General features: G+C 68.2%; 15 protein-coding genes and 2 pseudogenes. 12 read left to right on the forward strand and 5 right to left on the reverse strand.

Annotated elements, in window-relative coordinates; all coding sequences use genetic code 11:
• Window positions 1-125: 125 nt before the first annotated feature.
• The 8 genes and pseudogenes from ON23_RS33330 to ON23_RS39030 all read left to right on the forward strand — a co-directional run bounded on the left by ON23_RS33330 (window position 126) and on the right by ON23_RS39030 (window position 7425).
• Window positions 126-1605: pseudogene (locus ON23_RS33330) on the forward strand (aldehyde dehydrogenase family protein).
• Entirely contained in the window at window positions 1605-2819 is a 1215-nt protein-coding gene (locus ON23_RS33335; protein ID WP_039783451.1) for a CaiB/BaiF CoA transferase family protein, read from the forward strand. Before ON23_RS33330 ends, ON23_RS33335 begins: the two are co-directional and overlap by 1 nt.
• A gap of 22 nt (window positions 2820-2841) precedes the next feature.
• Entirely contained in the window at window positions 2842-4029 is a 1188-nt protein-coding gene (locus tag ON23_RS33340) for a Zn-ribbon domain-containing OB-fold protein (RefSeq protein WP_039783453.1), read from the forward strand.
• A 67-nt stretch (window positions 4030-4096) separates the two neighbouring features.
• Complete coding sequence (locus tag ON23_RS33345) at window positions 4097-5257, forward strand: thiolase C-terminal domain-containing protein (RefSeq protein ID WP_039783454.1); 1161 nt, start codon at window positions 4097-4099, stop codon at window positions 5255-5257.
• A 1-nt stretch (window position 5258) separates the two neighbouring features.
• Entirely contained in the window at window positions 5259-5642 is a 384-nt protein-coding gene (locus ON23_RS33350) for a hypothetical protein (RefSeq protein ID WP_039783455.1), read from the forward strand.
• Between the two features lie 86 nt (window positions 5643-5728).
• Window positions 5729-6673, forward strand: a complete 945-nt coding sequence (locus ON23_RS33355) for an alpha/beta hydrolase (protein WP_039783456.1) — start codon at window positions 5729-5731, stop codon at window positions 6671-6673.
• Window positions 6674-6775: 102 nt separating this feature from the next.
• Window positions 6776-6931 (forward strand): hypothetical protein, encoded by a 156-nt coding sequence (locus tag ON23_RS38315; RefSeq protein ID WP_157170363.1) that lies wholly within the window; start codon window positions 6776-6778, stop codon window positions 6929-6931.
• Window positions 6932-6948: 17 nt separating this feature from the next.
• Window positions 6949-7425, forward strand: coding sequence for a hypothetical protein (locus tag ON23_RS39030; RefSeq protein ID WP_063821391.1), 477 nt, complete (start codon window positions 6949-6951; stop codon window positions 7423-7425).
• A 253-nt stretch (window positions 7426-7678) separates the two neighbouring features.
• On the opposite strand, the gene ON23_RS33365 is transcribed toward ON23_RS39030, so the two are convergent.
• From ON23_RS33365 to ON23_RS33370, 3 genes and pseudogenes are all read right to left on the reverse strand, one after another.
• Entirely contained in the window at window positions 7679-8557 is an 879-nt protein-coding gene (locus ON23_RS33365; RefSeq protein WP_223273377.1) for a hypothetical protein, read from the reverse strand.
• Window positions 8558-8656: 99 nt separating this feature from the next.
• Window positions 8657-8836, reverse strand: a pseudogene (locus tag ON23_RS39925) (helix-turn-helix domain-containing protein); the annotation flags it as partial.
• A gap of 9 nt (window positions 8837-8845) precedes the next feature.
• Entirely contained in the window at window positions 8846-9406 is a 561-nt protein-coding gene (locus ON23_RS33370) for a CGNR zinc finger domain-containing protein (RefSeq protein WP_039783460.1), read from the reverse strand.
• 102 nt (window positions 9407-9508) lie between these two features.
• Here ON23_RS33370 and ON23_RS33375 point away from each other — a divergent pair, with 102 nt between their 5' ends.
• From ON23_RS33375 to ON23_RS33385, 3 genes are all read left to right on the forward strand, one after another.
• Complete coding sequence (locus tag ON23_RS33375; RefSeq protein WP_373282271.1) at window positions 9509-10699, forward strand: epoxide hydrolase family protein; 1191 nt, start codon at window positions 9509-9511, stop codon at window positions 10697-10699.
• Window positions 10700-11217: 518 nt separating this feature from the next.
• Window positions 11218-12123 carry a hypothetical protein gene (locus ON23_RS33380; RefSeq protein ID WP_039783461.1) on the forward strand — a complete coding sequence of 302 codons (906 nt, stop codon included), beginning with the start codon at window positions 11218-11220 and terminating at the stop codon, window positions 12121-12123.
• 70 nt (window positions 12124-12193) lie between these two features.
• Window positions 12194-14125, forward strand: coding sequence for a M3 family metallopeptidase (locus ON23_RS33385; protein WP_039783462.1), 1932 nt, complete (start codon window positions 12194-12196; stop codon window positions 14123-14125).
• 52 nt (window positions 14126-14177) lie between these two features.
• On the opposite strand, the gene ON23_RS33390 is transcribed toward ON23_RS33385, so the two are convergent.
• Together ON23_RS33390 and ON23_RS33395 are read right to left on the reverse strand one after the other, a co-directional pair.
• Entirely contained in the window at window positions 14178-14789 is a 612-nt protein-coding gene (locus ON23_RS33390) for an NUDIX hydrolase (protein WP_039783464.1), read from the reverse strand.
• A gap of 71 nt (window positions 14790-14860) precedes the next feature.
• Window positions 14861-15790 (reverse strand): NmrA/HSCARG family protein, encoded by a 930-nt coding sequence (locus ON23_RS33395; RefSeq protein WP_039783466.1) that lies wholly within the window; start codon window positions 15788-15790, stop codon window positions 14861-14863.
• A 93-nt stretch (window positions 15791-15883) separates the two neighbouring features.
• On the opposite strand from ON23_RS33395, the gene ON23_RS33400 reads away from it, so the two are divergent.
• The coding region (locus tag ON23_RS33400) for a TetR/AcrR family transcriptional regulator (protein WP_039783468.1) at window positions 15884-16410 on the forward strand (527 nt) is incomplete at its 3' end.

Here is a 16410-nt window from a genome sequence, read left to right on the forward strand (position 1 = left end):
TTCCGGATGCTGTGAGGCAGTCGAGGTGATCGGTGGGACGTGTTCGGCCATTGCTGGGGCCGAGCCGCTCGGATACATTATTCTCCATTGTTGAGAATGGAATTTCCATAGAACGAGGAGACGGGATGCCACAGGGCAACGCGACGGCCGGCGACGGGCGCGCCGTCACCAGACGAATGCTGATCGACGGTGAACTCGTCGCGGGGGAGCGCAGTTTCGCCTCACTCAACCCGGCCACCGGAGAGGTCTACGGTTACGCGCCCGAGGCGAGCATCGCCGATACCGAGGCGGCGATCGCGGCCGCGCGCCGGGCCTTCGACACCACCGACTGGTCCACCGACACCGAATTTCGCGCGCACTGCCTCGAGCAGTTCTACGCGGCACTGCGCGCCAACGTCGAAGACCTGCGCGAGCTGACCATCGCCGAGGTCGGCGCGACCCGGATGATGACGCACGCCAATCAGCTCGAGACGCCGTTCGAAATCGTGAACTACTTCGCCGGCCTCACCCGCACCTACCCCCGCACCGAGGATCTGGGCGAGGTGGAGGACCGCGGCCGGACGCACCGCCGCTGGGTGGAGCGCGAGGCCTCCGGTGTGGTCGCGGCCATCGCGGCCTACAACTACCCGCATCAGCTGGCGCTGGCGAAACTGGCCCCGGCGCTGGCGGCCGGCTGCACCGTGGTGCTCAAGGGCGCGCCCGACACGCCACTGGCCACACTCGCGCTCGGCGAGGTGATCGCTCAGCACACCGACATCCCCGCGGGCGTGGTGAACGTGCTGTCCGGATCGGATATCGAGGTCGGCAAAACCCTGACCACCCATCGCGATGTCGACGTCGTCAGCTTCACCGGGTCCACCGCGGTCGGGCGCCAGATCATGTCGGCGGCAGGCGATTCGCTCAAACGGGTCTTCCTGGAACTGGGCGGTAAATCCGCGATGGTCGTGCTCGACGACGCCGATTTCGGCACCGCCGCGATGTTCGGCGCCTTCAGCATCTGCAGCCACGCCGGGCAGGGCTGTGCCATCACCACGCGCATGTTGGTGCCGCGCGAGCGCCACGACGAGGTGGCCGAGATGGTCGCCGGATTCATGTCCAAGGTCAGCTACGGCGATCCGGGCGATCCGAAAAACTATATGGGCCCGCTGATTTCGGAACGCCAGCGCGACAAGGTGCACGGCCTCGTGCAGCGCGCGGTGGAGGCCGGCGCGAAACTGGTGTACGGCGGGGAGAAGGTCGACCCCGGCTACTTCTACACCCCCACCCTGCTCGCGGGAGTCGACCCGGACAGCGAGATCGCCCAGGAAGAGGTCTTCGGGCCGGTGCTGGCCCTGATCCCGTTCGACGACGACGAGGACGCGGTCCGCATCGCCAACAACTCCGTCTACGGGCTCTCGGGCGGCGTGTTCTCCGCCGACGAGGACCGGGCGCTGGCGGTGGCGCGGCGCATCCGCACCGGAACGATGAGTATCAACGGCGGCAACTACTTTCACCCCGATGTCCCCCTTCGGCGGCTACAAACAGTCGGGCATCGGCCGTGAGATGGGCGTGGCCGGCATCGAGGAGTTCCTCGAACAGAAGTCCTTCGCCGCGGTGGTGGCCTGATGAGCGGCGGCAAACCCCTGGACGGCATCCGCGTCCTCGAGGTCGCGATGTACGGGTTCGTTCCCTCGGCCGGCGCGGTACTGGCCGAATGGGGTGCGGACGTGGTGAAGGTGGAGCACGCCCGCACCGGTGATCCGCAGCGCGGGTTGCGCCAGATCGGCCGGTTGAAGGTCGAGGGCGATCCGAACCCCAATATCGAGCACGCCAATCGCGGCAAACGCAGTGTCGGACTGGATATGTCGGTCCCCGCGGGGCGCGAGGTGATCTACGAGCTGGCGAAGACGGCCGATGTGTTCCTCACCAGTTTCCTGCCGCAGGCGCGCGCCAAATTCGGTATCGATGTCGACGACATCCGCGCGGTGAAGCCGGATATCGTCTACGCGCGCGGCAGCGCGCTGGGACCGCGCGGCGAGGAATCGACCAAGGGCGGCTTCGATATGACCGCCTTCTGGTGCCGGGGGTCGGTCGCCGCGACCATCACCCCGGAGGGGATGGACGGCCTGATCTCCCCGCCCGGTCCGGCCTTCGGCGACACCATCTCCGGAACGAATCTCGCCGGCGGCATCGCGGCGGCGCTGCTGAAACGTGAACGGACCGGCGAACCGTCGGTGGTCGACGTCTCGCTGCTGGGCAGTGGTCTGTGGTCCATGGGCCACACCATCGCGCTGTCGGCACATCTGCGGCAGCCGTTGATCGCGCCCGCGCCCGGATCGCACGGGGCGCCGACCAATCCGCTGTCGGGGCTCTACGAAACCGCCGACGGCCGCTATCTCTCGCTGGTCATGTTGCAGCCCACCAAGTTCTGGGCCGACGTCATGCGCCATATCGATCGCCCGGAGCTGGCCGACGATCCGCGCTTCGCCACCGCGGAGTCGATCGCCGCCAACACCGAAGCGGGCGTGGCGATTCTGCGCGAGGCGATCCGGCAGCGCACCCTCGCCGAATGGACCGAGAAGCTGGCGACCCTGGCCGGGCCGTGGGCGCCGGTGCAGGACAGCCTGCAGGTCGGCTCCGATCCGCAGATCCGCGCCAACGACTACCTGGTGCAGGTCGGCAGCCTCGAAATGGTCGCCAACCCGGTGCAATTCGATCTCACCGCACCCGATACCGGACCCGGGCCGGAATTCGCGGCGCACACCGAGGAAGTGCTGCTGGAGCTGGGATTGGACTGGGATCGCATCATCGCGCTCAAAACCGCCGGCGCCATCACGTAGTTCCCGCAGGAAGGCTGACGGTATGCCCTGTGTCGCATCGATCGGAACCTATCTGCCCTGCTGGGGCGGACCTCGCGGCCGCGTGCCCGGCGCGGACGAGGATGCGGTGACGCTGGCGGTGGAGGCCGGGCGCGCCGCCCTGTCGGGCGCCCCGCGCGCGACCGCCTACGTCGAGCGCGTCATCGTGGTGAGCCGCGATCTGCCGCTGCTGGAGAGCAGCAATGCCGCGGTGCTGCTGGCCGGTCTGGGTCTGGATCCCGAACTCGAGGTGATCGAACGGCTCGGCGGCGCGCCCGCGACACTCGACGCGCTCAGCTCCGCCCGCCCGCGAACGCTGATCCTCGGCGTCGACCTGGATCCGGCCGGGGCGGCGGCGGCCCTGGTCGCCGAGCGCGGACTGGCGGTGCGGACCGCGGCCCGGGTGGCGCGCAGTCTGCCGGTACGCACCCGCAACGCCACCGGTGACGTCCACGACTACGGCGATCCGCGGCTGCTGCACGAGCGGGGCCTGCTGGCCTCACTGGCCGCGGCGTGGGTGGATACGCCGGTGATCGTGGCGGGCGTCGACCACGCGCAGGCGGCGCACCTGTGCGTCGGTGATCCGCCGCGACTGCCGACGACGGGGGCCGGGTCGAGCCTGTTCGCCCTTGCGGCACTGGCCGACTGGGGACAGACGGGTCTGCTGGTCGGGGTCGAGCAGGCCAGTCTGTCGGGGGTCACGGTGTCGGCGGGGCCGGTGCGGGTGTATCGGCGGGAACCGGCGGTGCGAGCCGAGCCGGAGGCGGTCGCGGTGCCGGGTGCCGATATCCCGATCTCGCTGGCCGCCTACGAGCGCGCCTTCGAGGCCAAGGTGCGCTGGGAGGCCGGTCGCCACCCGGGCCGCGACGAGCTGGATTTTCCGCCGCGCTACCGCCTCGGCGAGGACGGCCGGCTCAGCACCGATTACACGCTGGTTCCCCTGCCGCGCACCGGAACCGTGTACACCGGGGTGACGGTCCACGTGCCGGTGCCCGGGCTGCGGACACCGTATTCGCTGGTGATCGTCGAACTCGACGAGGTGGACGTGCGGGCACTGGTGAAGGTCACCGGAACCGACCCCGGCACGGTCCGCATCGGCGATCGCGGGCGCATGGTGCTGCGCCGGGTCGCGGTGCGCTCGGGAGTGCCAGACTACGGGTACGCGTTCGAGCCGGATATGGAGGCGGCATGAGACACAATCGCGCAGCGCTCGTGGCGCCGACGGGGGTGCGGGTGCTCCCGCAGGATACGGAGGCGGCATGAGACGGGTGGCATTGGTCGGTGCCGGGATGACGCCGTTCGCCGAGCATTTCGCGCTCGGTATCAAGGATCTGCTGCCGATGGCCTTCGCCGAATGCGCGGCGTCGGTGGACAAGGGCATCGCGAAAGCCGACCTGCAGGCGGCGTGGTTCGGCGCGATGGGCACCCCGGACGGATTCCCCTCGGGCATCCTCGCCGACGTCCTCGGCGTGCCGGACCTCCCGGTGACGCGGATCGAAAACTCCTGTGCCACCGGCAATGACGCGGTGCGCAACGCGCTGTTCGGCATCGCCTCCGGTGCCTACGATGTGGCGCTGGTGATCGGCGCGGACAAACTCCGCGAAACCGCCTCCAAGGACATGCTGTGGGAGTGGGAGGCGATGACCCGCGATATGGCGTGGGACTACCCCCTGGGGCTGATCGCGCCGGCCGGCTTCGCTCTGCACGTCGCCCGCTACCTGCACGAATCTCCGGCCGGCCGGGAACATCTGGGCATGATCGCGGTGAAGAACCACCGTCACGGCGTGTCGAATCCCAAGGCGCGCTTGCGTTTCGAGATCTCGCTGGAACAAGCCCTCGCGGCCCCGGCGGTGGTGGATCCGTTCGGCGTGTACGACTGCGCCCCGCAGAGCGACGGTGCCGCCGCGCTGATCCTCGCCGCCGAGGACGCGGTCGACCGCTACACCGATCGGCCGGTCTGGATCAGGGGAGTGGGCCTGGGCCTGGATTCGGTGATGCACCAGCACAAACGGGATATGACCACATTCCCGGCGACGGTGCGCGCCGCGAAACAGGCCTTCGCGATGGCGGGGCTGACCCCGGCCGATATCGATGTCGCGGAGGTGCACGACTTCTTCACCGGCATCGAGCTGATCAGCTACGAGGACCTCGGTTTCGCCGACCGCTTCGAGGCCTGCAAACTGGTCGACACGGGCGCGACCAGCGTAGGCGGGGCGCTGCCGGTGAATCCGAGCGGCGGGTTGAAATCCAAGGGCCATCCACCGGGTGCGACCGGTGTGGCGCAGTGCGTGGAGTTGTTCGAGCAGTTGCGCGGCCACGCCGTCAACCAGGTCGACGGGGCGCGAATCGGGTTGGCGCACAACCTCGGCGGTCCCACGGCCGTGTCGGCGGTGACGATTCTGGAGGGTCCCCACGGCTGAGATGTCCGCGCGCTGCGAATCCGAGGTGGTCGCGCTCGTCACCGGGCGCGTGGCCCGGCGGCGTGTCGTATTGGATTGGGCCGCACACTATGTCGGCCGCGACGGGACCGTGCACGTCGTCTGTGACGGGACGCTGGCTCCGGCGCTGGTGAGTTCGATCATGGTCGGCATGTTCGTCGACGCCGAACAGGTCGAACATGCCGATTTCGCGCAGACCGCGATGCTGCTGTCGCCGCACGGCTGCAACTGGACGTGGCAGCATCTGCCCTTCGGCGCCGTCGGGCACGCGGTGGCCCTCGCACGGCGCAAGAACCTGCTCGCGGTGGTGCCCGCGCGGTCGCAGCTCCTCCGGCCGCCCTCGGTCCGGATCGTCTGCCCCCGGTGAATGTTAGCTGCGCTACCCGGCAATCGGCCGCTGTGAGACACCTGTCCGGACTATAGTTTCGTTTCGGGTGTGAGAAGGAGATCGCGATGGACTTGTCTCTCGTAGCGCCGGAACTGCGCGGACCCGCGCGCTGGTTGCCGCCGCTGGCGATCGGCCGCCGCTGGGCATTACGCCTCGTGCGCCTGGCCGCCGCCCACCGGCCCGCCCGGCGAGTGGCGGGCGTGCGGATCGAGCATCTCGCGGCCGGCCGCGTACCGCTGCGGATCTATCGCCCCACCGCTGCACCTTCGCCGGTCGCGGTGTTGTGGATTCACGGCGGTGGCTACGTCCTCGGCAGCCCGGTTCAGGACGACACCTTCTGCTCGATCACCGCCCGCGACCTCGGTGTCACGATCGTCTCGGTCGACTACCGCCTCGCGCCCGAACATCCCTTCCCGGCTCCCCTGCAGGACTGTTGGATCGCTTGGATGTGGTTGCAGCGCAATGCCTTCCGATTCGGAATCGAGCCGGCCCGGGTGGTGCTCGGCGGACAGAGCGCCGGCGGCGGACTGGCCGCCTGCCTGTGCCAGCGCCTCGTCGCCGACGGCGGCTCCCGCCCCGCCGCCCTCTGGCTGAACGCACCGATGCTCGACGACCGCACCGCCGCCCGCCGCGACCTGGACGCCCTGCGGCACCTCGGCTGGACCAACGACAACAACCGCTACGGCTGGAGCAGCTACCTCGCCACTTCACCCGGCGCCACCGACGTGCCCGAATTCGCCGTAGCCGCCCGCCGCGACGACCTCACCGGCACCCCGCCCACCTGGATCGGCGTCGGCACCATCGACCTGTTCCACGACGAGGACGTGGCCTATGCGGAGCGTCTTCGCGCGGCGGGCGTGGAGGTGGAGCTCGACATCGTGCCGGGCGCGCCGCACGGTTTCGACAGTTGGGCGCCGGGGGCGGGCCTCGCGCGGGAATTCCACGCACGGGCGCGCCGGTGGCTGGCTACGACGATGGGGATGAGGGTTCACGAGCGCGCGCATCCCTGATCGTCGTCTCTGCGACCACGGTGCGTGACGATGCTCGTGCCGGGTGAAGAAATCGTGCAAACCTCCCCGATTTTTGCGGGATTTCGGCCTGTGTGCGGAGGTTTGCACGATCAGTTCAGCCGCCGGGACCACGGCGGTGCGCGACAGCAGCGTGCCTCCTGGGACAGCGATGCTCGCACCGCGACCGGCCGCGACCTGCCGATCAGCATCGACGCCGCCGTCATCGATTACGTTCCGGCGCAGCGGTTGTCGTGGTGAGGGTGTAGAAAGTGGCGATGGCGGAGGACGACTGGGACGAAGACGAGTACGTCGAACTGCTGGCGCAGGAACGTCGGCGCTATGCCTGGGTCATGGAACGATACGGTGGCCGCACGGCGGCGGAAGCCGGCGCCGAAGCCTCGAGGTTCTACTTCTACGAGGAGCCCGACCGTCCAAGTCGAGGATTGGTCTTCCACGACGAGGCGTGGCATTGGGCGATGCGGCACCTGTACGACCTGTACTGGATTTCCCACCCCGAGTTGACCGATCCGCCCGCCGCTGCTGTGAAGATCGTCTGCGGAGACGAGATCGAGCCGAAGGTACCCGTATGCGAGTGGTGGAGGGCAGTGAATCGGTGGCCTGTCTTCGCTTCCGAGCAGGCCCGCGACGACCCGGTACACCAGATCAGCGGGCGGCGGTCGGAGTGGGCCGTTCCGATCGGGAAAGAAGTGGGTGCATGCGCCCGGGACCCGTTCGGGCAATTCGGCCGATAGCTGCTCGTCCGCTGTGCGAAAAGTTGAACCTGTTGTCCGCCATAGGGTGCCGAACGGCCTGGCCGAGCCTGTGGCGTCCGAGTCGCGCATGATTGCTTCCCCTCTCCGGTGTTGGCCCTGGTAGGCACCCACCGCCGAGGCGTCTTCACCCGGCGGCGAGGCCGCATCGAGCTTCACATCGTCCGAAAGGGGTCGACAATGGCACTTTGCCGGGGTGGTCTCCGGAAGTGACACTGCGAAGACGTTGCACTGCTTAGTATTCCAGCTTCAGAAGTCCGGCCAGGCCGCGCATCTCCATGGTCAGAGTGCGTCGCTTAGCGATGATCCGACTGAGTAAGTCACGCGCCATTCTTTGCTCGACGAGCCAGGGCTGGGCCTCGCGCGACAGCGTCGTCAAGACCTCGAATGCCGCGTCGTAGTGCCGCAACTCCAGATGCGCCGAGGCGACATCGAGCAGATGGCGATTGCGGTTGTCCGAAGTGGGTCGTGGGTCGGGAGCGATATCGCGGGCGAGGCGCAGAGCGAGGTCCGGCCGGTCGGCGACGACGGCGTTCTCGACGCGCTTCATGGCGACGGTCGGTGGATCGAATGTCGTCCAGTATTGGTGATAGGGGGCTCTCTCAGGCCTGACGGCCACGGCGCCCGCGGCGGCCAGGCGCATCATGTCATCGGCCTCATCCGGGCGATTGTCGCGGATCGCGGCGGCGGATCCGCGCAGCAAAAGCCATCCCCAGGTGGATATCTCGCGGGTGGTCGCGACCGAGAGGCGCGGCTCGACGCGGTCGGCCCATTCGGTAGCGAGCCGGCGGACGGCATCGAATTGTCGTTCGACGATCAGCAACCAGCACAGAGTAATTACCGCCGAGGCGGCGTCGAGGACGTTCCCGGTCGACTCGGCATCTGCCAGCGACCGATCCAATGCTATGCGCGCGGCGGACAGTTGGCGGGTCTGCACCAACGCCGAGCCCGCGAGTTGCAACACCCGTGACCGCACCAACGGCGACGCCACCTGGGCATCCTCGATCAGTCGCGGCAGCACGTGAGCCAGCGCCTCGTAACGGTTGTCGTGATAGAGGCGCGTCCCGTCGGCAAGAGCGGCTTCCACGCCTCCGACAGGCATCGACTCCTCCACGGTCGAGTCCCGCATGGCCGCGAGTGCGTCTCGCGTCGGTTCCCACAGTGCGGAGTCGCCCCCGGATTCCGGTGCGCTGGGTGCGGGGCCGAGAAGTGCTGTCAGAGAACAACCGAGGGTGACGGCGAACCGCCGGAGTGTGTCGATGCGGGCGTCAGTACGCTCACCCTGCTCGATCTTCCGGATATACGACAACGAGACACCGGACAGCTCCGCGAGCTCCCGTTGCGTGAGCCCGCGCCGTTTGCGCAGGGATTGGAGCCGCTCCCCGAGGTCCATGTTTCAAGGCTAGCGGCGGCGGTGGGTGGCGTTGAAGCGCGCTTTCTTCTGGCGGTTACCGCAGGTGTTCATATCGCACCATTTCCGGGTGCGGCTCTGGCTGGTGTCGAAGAAGGCGGCGCGGCAGGTCGGCGAACCGCACAGGGCCAGTTTTCCGTCTCGTTCGCCTGAGATGATGTCGATCGCGTCGGCGGCGATGACGCCCAGTGCGTCTTCTACACAGGAGGGCGAACTGAGCCGCCATCGGCGATGGCCCTCGGACGTCAGGACAGCTGCGGCGCGGCCCTGAATACTGCGGTCGTTGATGATTCGGACAGCCGACGTGGGGAGCGCGTCGCCGATCGCGGCGGCTGTCGCGGCGGCGTGAATCGCTTCTCTCAGTTCCCGGGCGAGGTCGAGTTGGGCGGGGGTGCAGGAGTCCACGGCCAGGCCTGTCACCTCCAGCCAATCGACGAGTCGCTGCGGTGTGGGAATGCGTTCCACCGGATCGCCGTGACGCTCCGACAGGGTCCCCGTGAAGCTGGTCGCCAGCACGGTACCGAGGCGGAAATCGGGAAATCCAGCAGGCATGGAACCACCTTAGCTGGTTGCGGGCTGTCGCACCGCCATGTTAGAACCGTCTTAGCCGGTTCACGAACGCGGTAGCCGGTTCCGCGATGACCAGGAGGTCTCATGTCCGCACTCGGCCACCTCGATCCGATGTCCACGCCCGATGCCGTCGACGTACAACCTTTCGAAGCTCACGCCACCGATGCCGACCTCGACGACCTGCGAGCACGGCTGGCCGCCGCTCGGCTACCGGAGGCCGAGACGGTCTCCGGATCGCGTCGATGGGCGCAGGGAGTTCCTCTCGCCGACCTGGTCGATGTCGTGAACTACTGGGGAACCGAGTACGACTGGCGGACGTTCGAAGAACGCCTCGATCGAATCGGCCAGTACCGCACCACAATCGACGGTCTGGGAATCCACTTCCTGCACCGGCGATCCGCACGCGGGGATGCCACTCCTCTGATCCTGACCCACGGCTGGCCGGGCAGCATCGCCGAATTCATCGATGTCGTAGACGAATTGGCGGATCCGGAAGACGCCGCCGCGCCGGCGTTCCACGTCGTGGTCCCGTCACTTCCGGGCTTCGGGTACAGCGATAGACCCGCCACCACCGGGTGGGGCACCGAGAAGATCGCGGCCGCATGGGTGGAACTGATGGAAAGGCTCGGCTACCGGAAGTTCCTGGCCCACGGCGGCGACTGGGGAGGCAATATCACCACGGTGCTCGGCGGCAGGTTCCCGGAACACGTACTCGGCATCCACTCCCTGTTCGCGGAAGCGCCGCCCGGGATGACAACGGACGGCTTGACCGCCACCGAACGCCGGTGGGCCGAGGAAACCCGTCATTTCTGGCGCCACCGCGCCGCATACGCGAAACAGCAGGCCACCCGGCCGCAGACCATCGGCTACTCGCTCGTCGACTCACCGGTCGGGCTCCTCGCCTGGATCCTCGACAAATTCGCCGAATGGAGCGACACCGAAGACAGTCCGTTCGAAACGATCTCGAAAGACCGCATTCTCGACGACGTCACCCTGTATTGGCTGACACGCACCGGCGCCTCCGCCGCCCGCATCTACTACGAAAGCCACAATTCGCTCGACCCCGACCTTCGAGTCGACGTCCCCTCGGCAATCACCATGTACCCCCACGACATCGAGAAGTCCCCGCGCCCTTGGGCGGAAAAGCGATACCGCCGAATCGTCCGATGGAACGCACCCGAATCCGGGGGGCATTTCCCCTCCCTGGAAGTTCCCGACTATTTCGTCAACGATCTGCGAGAAGGTCTCGCCGCGGTACTGGCCGCCCAGCGGTGAACCCGGCTGGTCGGTCCGGGATCCATGCCGACGATCTGGTGGTCGTGACCCACCGTCCGCTGTCCGAGGGGGCGCCGATGCCCGGGTACCTCTTCGTCGAGACCAGGCGTCATGTACCGACTTTGGCCGATTCGACCGACGATGAAGGTGCCGCTGTCGGGTGGGCCGTCCGTCGGTCTGTGCGAACGTCTTTCCGCACACTTCGTGCAGGGTGACGCGCTCCGGGCGGCTGGATCATCGGCATGACGTGCGGGGTATGTGGTTGTCATCATCCTGGCGGGCCCCGCACTCCAGCCCTGCTGACCGTAGCTCTCGCCGCTCGGAGGGATCCGGCATGTCGGCAATCTGCCAGCGTTCGAATAGGGGCGCTGCTGTTCTCGCTGGTCGCCGATGAGCCGCCTGGTCGCAGACGAGTCGTGGCCGCCCGGCCGCCGGGCCCTTGACACGGCGTCGGGCGTGGCGTTTGACTGGTGCATTACCTTCTGCTACCTCGCACGATGATTCGGAGAGGTTGACGTATGCAGCGCATCGGGTTGGCGGGTCTCGGTCGTCGGCGGGGAGCGAACTGCCGCGGAATGGGCATGGTGGCGGCACTGGTCGGGCTCTGCATCGTCTCGTTGGGGGTGGCTCAGACGGCGACGGGCGAACCGGGGGCAAACGCTGCCGACACCGGGTTCGCTGTTCCCTTCTCCGGTGCGCCGGGATATGAGCAGGTGGCGCCGACGCAGATGGTGCGCCCGGATCAGTTGAATCAGCCGCTCGGGGAGGCGGCGGCGGATCGGGTCGCCGCGCAGATCGGGCTGGATCGCGCGGATGCGTTGAGCGATCAGCAGTATCAGGATCTGAGCTCCGGTGGGGGTGTCGGCGGTGACCGTGACGCGGCGAATGTGATCAATGCGTGCGTCGACATCCTCGCCAATACGGTCGGTCGCCCGATCTATTCCGATGTCGCCGGGCAACGCACGCCCTCGACTCTGGGCAGCTACGGGCTGTATGTGAATCCGGGCGGCATGTTGGAGAGCCCGGCCAACGCGGATGCGCCGACACGGCAGGTGAACACTCTGATCGCGCCCGGCGGATATATCGGTAACTGGTTGCGGGACAACGGTGCGACTCGGAGTCTGGTCGCGCTGTACCGATCGGCCTATACGGTGCAGGCGGCCTACGGATTTGTGGCGCAACAGATTTCGGGTGCGGCCCAGCTGGTCACCAATACCAAGGGAAATGTGAGCACCGTGGTCGGCATGTCGATGGCGCCGCCGCTGTGGATCGTGAACTTCGCCCTGATCTACATTTTGAAGCCCTCGCTGGCGGCCGCGATGCCCGCCTACTGGGCACCCATCCCAGGGCCCGTGGTCGACGCCGTCAAGGCGAGTCCGACCGGACAGGTCCCGTTCGCGGAGTACGCCTCCTATTTCCGGTGATGCGCGAAGGCGGTCGGCACGTGGTGATTCCCCGCGGCCCGGCAATCCCGGCCGCGGTTAGAGTCGGGGCATGAGTAGCGAACCGCTTGCACTGCCCGCGGCCGGGTGGCCGGACTGGCTCGGCGATTACGTCCGCGACCGGCTGCGGACGGCGGCGGACACGCTCGAGCAGTTGAAGGCCGCTACCCCGGACGGCACCGCGGATGTGCTCGCACTGTGGAACGACGCCGATATCGCACTTCGCGGGGCCGATTCGGCCGCGCACCTGTTCGCCGAAGTCCACCCCGATCCCGAGGTACGCCGGCTGGCCGAGGACCTGGTGCAAGACATCGACCGAGCCAGGACCGAGCGAGATCTCGACCGCGCCCTCTACGACATCGTCGCCGCCACCGACTCCTCGAACCTCGACGAGGTGTCGGCGCGCATGCGCGAGCACGTCCTGCGCGATTTCCGGCGCAGCGGTGTGGACCGCGACGAGGGAACCCGGGATCGGCTGCGGGAGATCTCCGAGCGGCTCACCGTGCTCGAACAGCAATTCGGCCGGGCCATCCGTGAAGACGTCCGTTCGATCCGGGTATCACCCGCCACACTCGAGGGACTGCCCGCGGATTTCGTCACCGCGCATCCGCCCGCGGCGGACGGACTGGTCACGATCACCACCGACTACCCGGACTATCTGCCGGTCCGTACCTACGCCCGGGATGCCGATGCCCGCCGCGCCCTCACCGTGGAGTTCGAAAGCCGCGGCTGGCCCGCCAACGACGCTGTGCTGCACGAGATTCTGGATCTTCGGGCCGAGAAGGCCCGGCTGCTCGGCTTCGACAGCTGGCCCGATTACGACGCCGACGTGAAGATGATCGGCAGCGGCCACGCCATCGCCGATTTCATCGAACGCATCGCGAGCGCCGCCGACGCCGCGGGCCGGCGCGACCTCGAGACGCTGCTCGCTCGCCGCCGCGAGGACGAGCCCACCGCCACCGGCATCGACCGATCCGAAGTCGGCTACTACACCGAACTCGTGCGCCGCGAACAGTACGACGTCGACGCCCGGGAGGTGCGCCGCTACTTCGATTTCCCGCGTGTGCGGGCGGGTCTGCTCGAGGTTACCGGCCGCCTGTTCGGACTGGAGTACCGGCCCGTCGACGTCCCGCGCTGGCACGAGGACGTCGCCGTCTACGACGTCTACGCCGACGGTGAGCGACGCGGGCGGATCTATCTGGATCTGCATCCCCGCGAGGGCAAATACAAGCACGCCGCGCAATTCGACCTCGTCGGCGGTGTCGCCGGGAAGCTGCTGCCCGAGGGCGTGCTGGTGTGCAACTTCTCTCGCGGACTGATGGAACACCAGCATGTCGTCACGCTGTTCCACGAATTCGGGCACCTGATCCACCATGTCGTGGGCGGGCATCAGCACTGGGCACGCTTCTCCGGTGTCGCCACCGAATGGGATTTCGTCGAGGCCCCGTCGCAGATGCTGGAGGAATGGGCCTGGGACGCAACGATTCTCGCCACCTTCGCCGTCGACGAGACCGGTGCGCCCATCCCGGCCGAACTGGTGGAGCGCATGCGGGCCGCGAAGGATTTCGGTAAGGGCATCTCGGTCCTCACGCAGGTCGGCTACACCGAGATCTCCTATCTGCTGCACCAGGACCGACCGGCCGACCACGACCCGGTCGTCATCGACGCCGTGACGCGGCACAGTGGAATAGCCGAGGTGCCGCAGACCCATTTCCAGGCGTCGTTCGGGCATCTGGCCGGCTATACCTCGGCGTATTACACCTACCTGTGGAGTCTGGTGATCGCGAAGGATCTGTTCTCCGCGTTCGACGCCGGCGATCTGTTCGATCCCGTTGTGGCGCAACGGTATCGCGACAGCATCCTCGCGCCGGGTGGTTCCCGCGACGCGGCCGATTCGGTGGCGGACTTCCTCGGCCGCCCGTTCACCTTCGACGCCTTCGCGGCCTGGCTGGACCGTGCGCCCACGCCTCATACGCCGGCGTAACCGGGAAGCGGTCCCGCAAGTCCCCGGCGCAGCCCGGCGGCGACGGTCCGCCCTATTTGTGCGTCCAATCGGGTTGCAGCAGATCCGCCACCCGGCTTTCGCGGCCGAGAAGTACGACATCGCGGAATTGCAGCAGAATGGCGCCGGTCGGTGCGTGGATCGTCATCGAGTCGCCGATCCTGAGCTGCAGCAGCCGGGAGCCGTCCGGCCGGTCGACCCAGTGCGGCACGTCGTCGGCCGCGAGCCGGTCGAGCGGCACGAAATGCACGGCATGCACCTCGTCGTCGTTGGGGTAGAGGGCGCCGGGATCGTCGAGCGCGACGACGATCGGGGTGATCGCGAAACCGGACGCGGCCGGAAAGTCGTCGAGCCGGCCCAGGACATCGGTGGGCGGGGCGACCAGGCCGATTTCCTCGTGCAATTCGCGCAATCCCGCCGCGACCGCGGTCTCGTCGCCGTCGACCCGGCCCCCGGGCAACGCCCACTGCCCCGCGTTGCGTCCGCGATAGGCGCGTTTGATCACGACCACGCACGGCTGACCGTCGTGTTCCAGTACACACAGCACAACGCTCGCGCGTCGCATTCCGGGCACGTCCGCGACCGTTCGATACTCGAACTCGCGCAAGCGGGCCGCGGCGAGTTCCCGGAAATCCTGCACACTCATACCTCGATGGTGGCAGTACCGGCCCCGGCCGGATCCGCCCGCCCCGCACCGACGGCGACCGATGCGCGCGGCTACCCGCTCGCCGACTCGGTGCGCAGGTGCGTGCGTGCCCATTGCTCGAAGCTGGTGAGGGGGATGCCGAGGGCGGTGGCGTAGTCGGGGCGACCGGGCTGGCCGGCCACATTCAGCCATTCGAGTGCGGCGCCCATGGGCGGCATACCGGCCGCGACAGCCTGCGCCACGGTCATATTCGGAGCCTGCAACGGAATGCCGAGCGCGCGGGACAGGGTCGCGGCGATCTCGGTCATCGGCAGGTAGTCGCCGGCCAATTCGAGTTCGACCCGGTCGAATCGTTCCGGGTCGGTGAGCGCCGCCGCGGCCGCACGGCCGATGTCGTCGACCGCGACCAGCGACAGCCGGGTCTGCGGCGCCAGCACACTCACCAGACCGCCGTCGACTCCGCGCGGAAACATGTACCGCATGGACGGCAGGAAATTCTCCATGAATGTGCCCGGCTTCACCAAGGTCCAGCGCGCGAATCCGGCCGCGCGCACCGCATCCTGAACTGCGGCCTTGGCCGTCAGGGAGTCCTCGACGGCCCACCGGCCGGGGGCCCAGCCGGGAACATCGGTGTGCTGACCGGCTCCGGTCACCGAGGTGTGCACGAACTGATCGACCCCCGCGATCCGTGCGCCGTCGACGAGAGTGACGCCCTGGGCGACCTCACCGTCGAAATCGAAGCCCGCATCGGTGAGCGCGGGCATCTGCACGGAGAACACCGCGCGGGCGCCGTCGGCCGCGCGGATCACCGACTCGCGGTCGTGCAGATCGCCGGTGACCAGCTCGGCTCCCAGCGATTCGATGTCCTTGGCGCGGTCGGTGTTCCGGTCGCGCACCAGGGCGCGAACGCGGACTCCCGCCGCGAGTAGCGCGCGGGCGGTGGCGCCGCCTTGGCGGCCGGTGGCGCCGGTGACCAGGACGGGTGCGGAATCTGTGGACATGATGCACCTCTCGCTAAACGGCGGGGCCCGCCGTTTCTGTTTTCGGCTACGATATGGCGGGGCCCGCCGTTTAGCAACCCGGGAGGTGACGCGATGCCCGAACGCCGACGTGCCGATGCGCGGCGCAACTACGCGCTGGTGCTGGCCGTAGCCGAGAAGGAAGTCGCGGCGCACGGCGCCGGGGCGTCGCTCGAGCAGATCGCGCGCGTGGCGGGAGTCGGGTCGGCGACGGTGCGACGGCACTTTCCGACTCGCCGCGCGCTGCTGGAAGCAGTGTCGCGCACCCGGATCGACGCGCTGTGTGCCCGCGCGCACGAACTCGCCGACGCCGAGGACAGCCGCGGCGCACTGCTGGAATGGTTGCGCGACGTCGTCGCCTACTGTGTCGGCGCCCGCGGGCTGGCGGTCGCGTTGTCCTACGACAGCGCCGGAGCGGATCCGGTGCACGACAACAGCTGTGGGGCCGCGCTGGAGGAGGCGGGCGAGCCGTTGTTGCGCCGCGCCGCGCGGGAGGGCGTGGTCGCGACCACGTTCACGGTGGCGGACCTGATCACCCTGATCGTGGGGATCGCGCTGGCGACCGAACACGGCGCCGACCCCGGTGCCCAGGCGGACCGGCT

It is taken from the genome of Nocardia cerradoensis NBRC 101014, from assembly GCF_000308535.1.
Lineage (GTDB): Bacteria > Actinomycetota > Actinomycetes > Mycobacteriales > Mycobacteriaceae > Nocardia > Nocardia cerradoensis.

What these genes read in the sequence shown, in the direction of transcription:
- ON23_RS33335 (WP_039783451.1), top strand. Translation starts at nt 1,605, where the DNA reads ATGAGCGGCGGCAAACCCCTGGACGGCATCCGCGTCCTCGAGGTCGCG.
- ON23_RS33340 (WP_039783453.1), top strand. Translation starts at nt 2,842, where the DNA reads ATGCCCTGTGTCGCATCGATCGGAACCTATCTGCCCTGCTGGGGCGGA.
- ON23_RS33345 (WP_039783454.1), top strand. Translation starts at nt 4,097, where the DNA reads ATGAGACGGGTGGCATTGGTCGGTGCCGGGATGACGCCGTTCGCCGAG.
- ON23_RS33350 (WP_039783455.1), top strand. Translation starts at nt 5,259, where the DNA reads ATGTCCGCGCGCTGCGAATCCGAGGTGGTCGCGCTCGTCACCGGGCGC.
- ON23_RS33355 (WP_039783456.1), top strand. Translation starts at nt 5,729, where the DNA reads ATGGACTTGTCTCTCGTAGCGCCGGAACTGCGCGGACCCGCGCGCTGG.
- ON23_RS39030 (WP_063821391.1), top strand. Translation starts at nt 6,949, where the DNA reads ATGGCGGAGGACGACTGGGACGAAGACGAGTACGTCGAACTGCTGGCG.
- ON23_RS33370 (WP_039783460.1), bottom strand. Translation starts at nt 9,406, where the DNA reads ATGCCTGCTGGATTTCCCGATTTCCGCCTCGGTACCGTGCTGGCGACC.
- ON23_RS33375 (WP_373282271.1), top strand. Translation starts at nt 9,509, where the DNA reads ATGTCCGCACTCGGCCACCTCGATCCGATGTCCACGCCCGATGCCGTC.
- ON23_RS33380 (WP_039783461.1), top strand. Translation starts at nt 11,218, where the DNA reads ATGCAGCGCATCGGGTTGGCGGGTCTCGGTCGTCGGCGGGGAGCGAAC.
- ON23_RS33385 (WP_039783462.1), top strand. Translation starts at nt 12,194, where the DNA reads ATGAGTAGCGAACCGCTTGCACTGCCCGCGGCCGGGTGGCCGGACTGG.
- ON23_RS33390 (WP_039783464.1), bottom strand. Translation starts at nt 14,789, where the DNA reads ATGAGTGTGCAGGATTTCCGGGAACTCGCCGCGGCCCGCTTGCGCGAG.
- ON23_RS33395 (WP_039783466.1), bottom strand. Translation starts at nt 15,790, where the DNA reads ATGTCCACAGATTCCGCACCCGTCCTGGTCACCGGCGCCACCGGCCGC.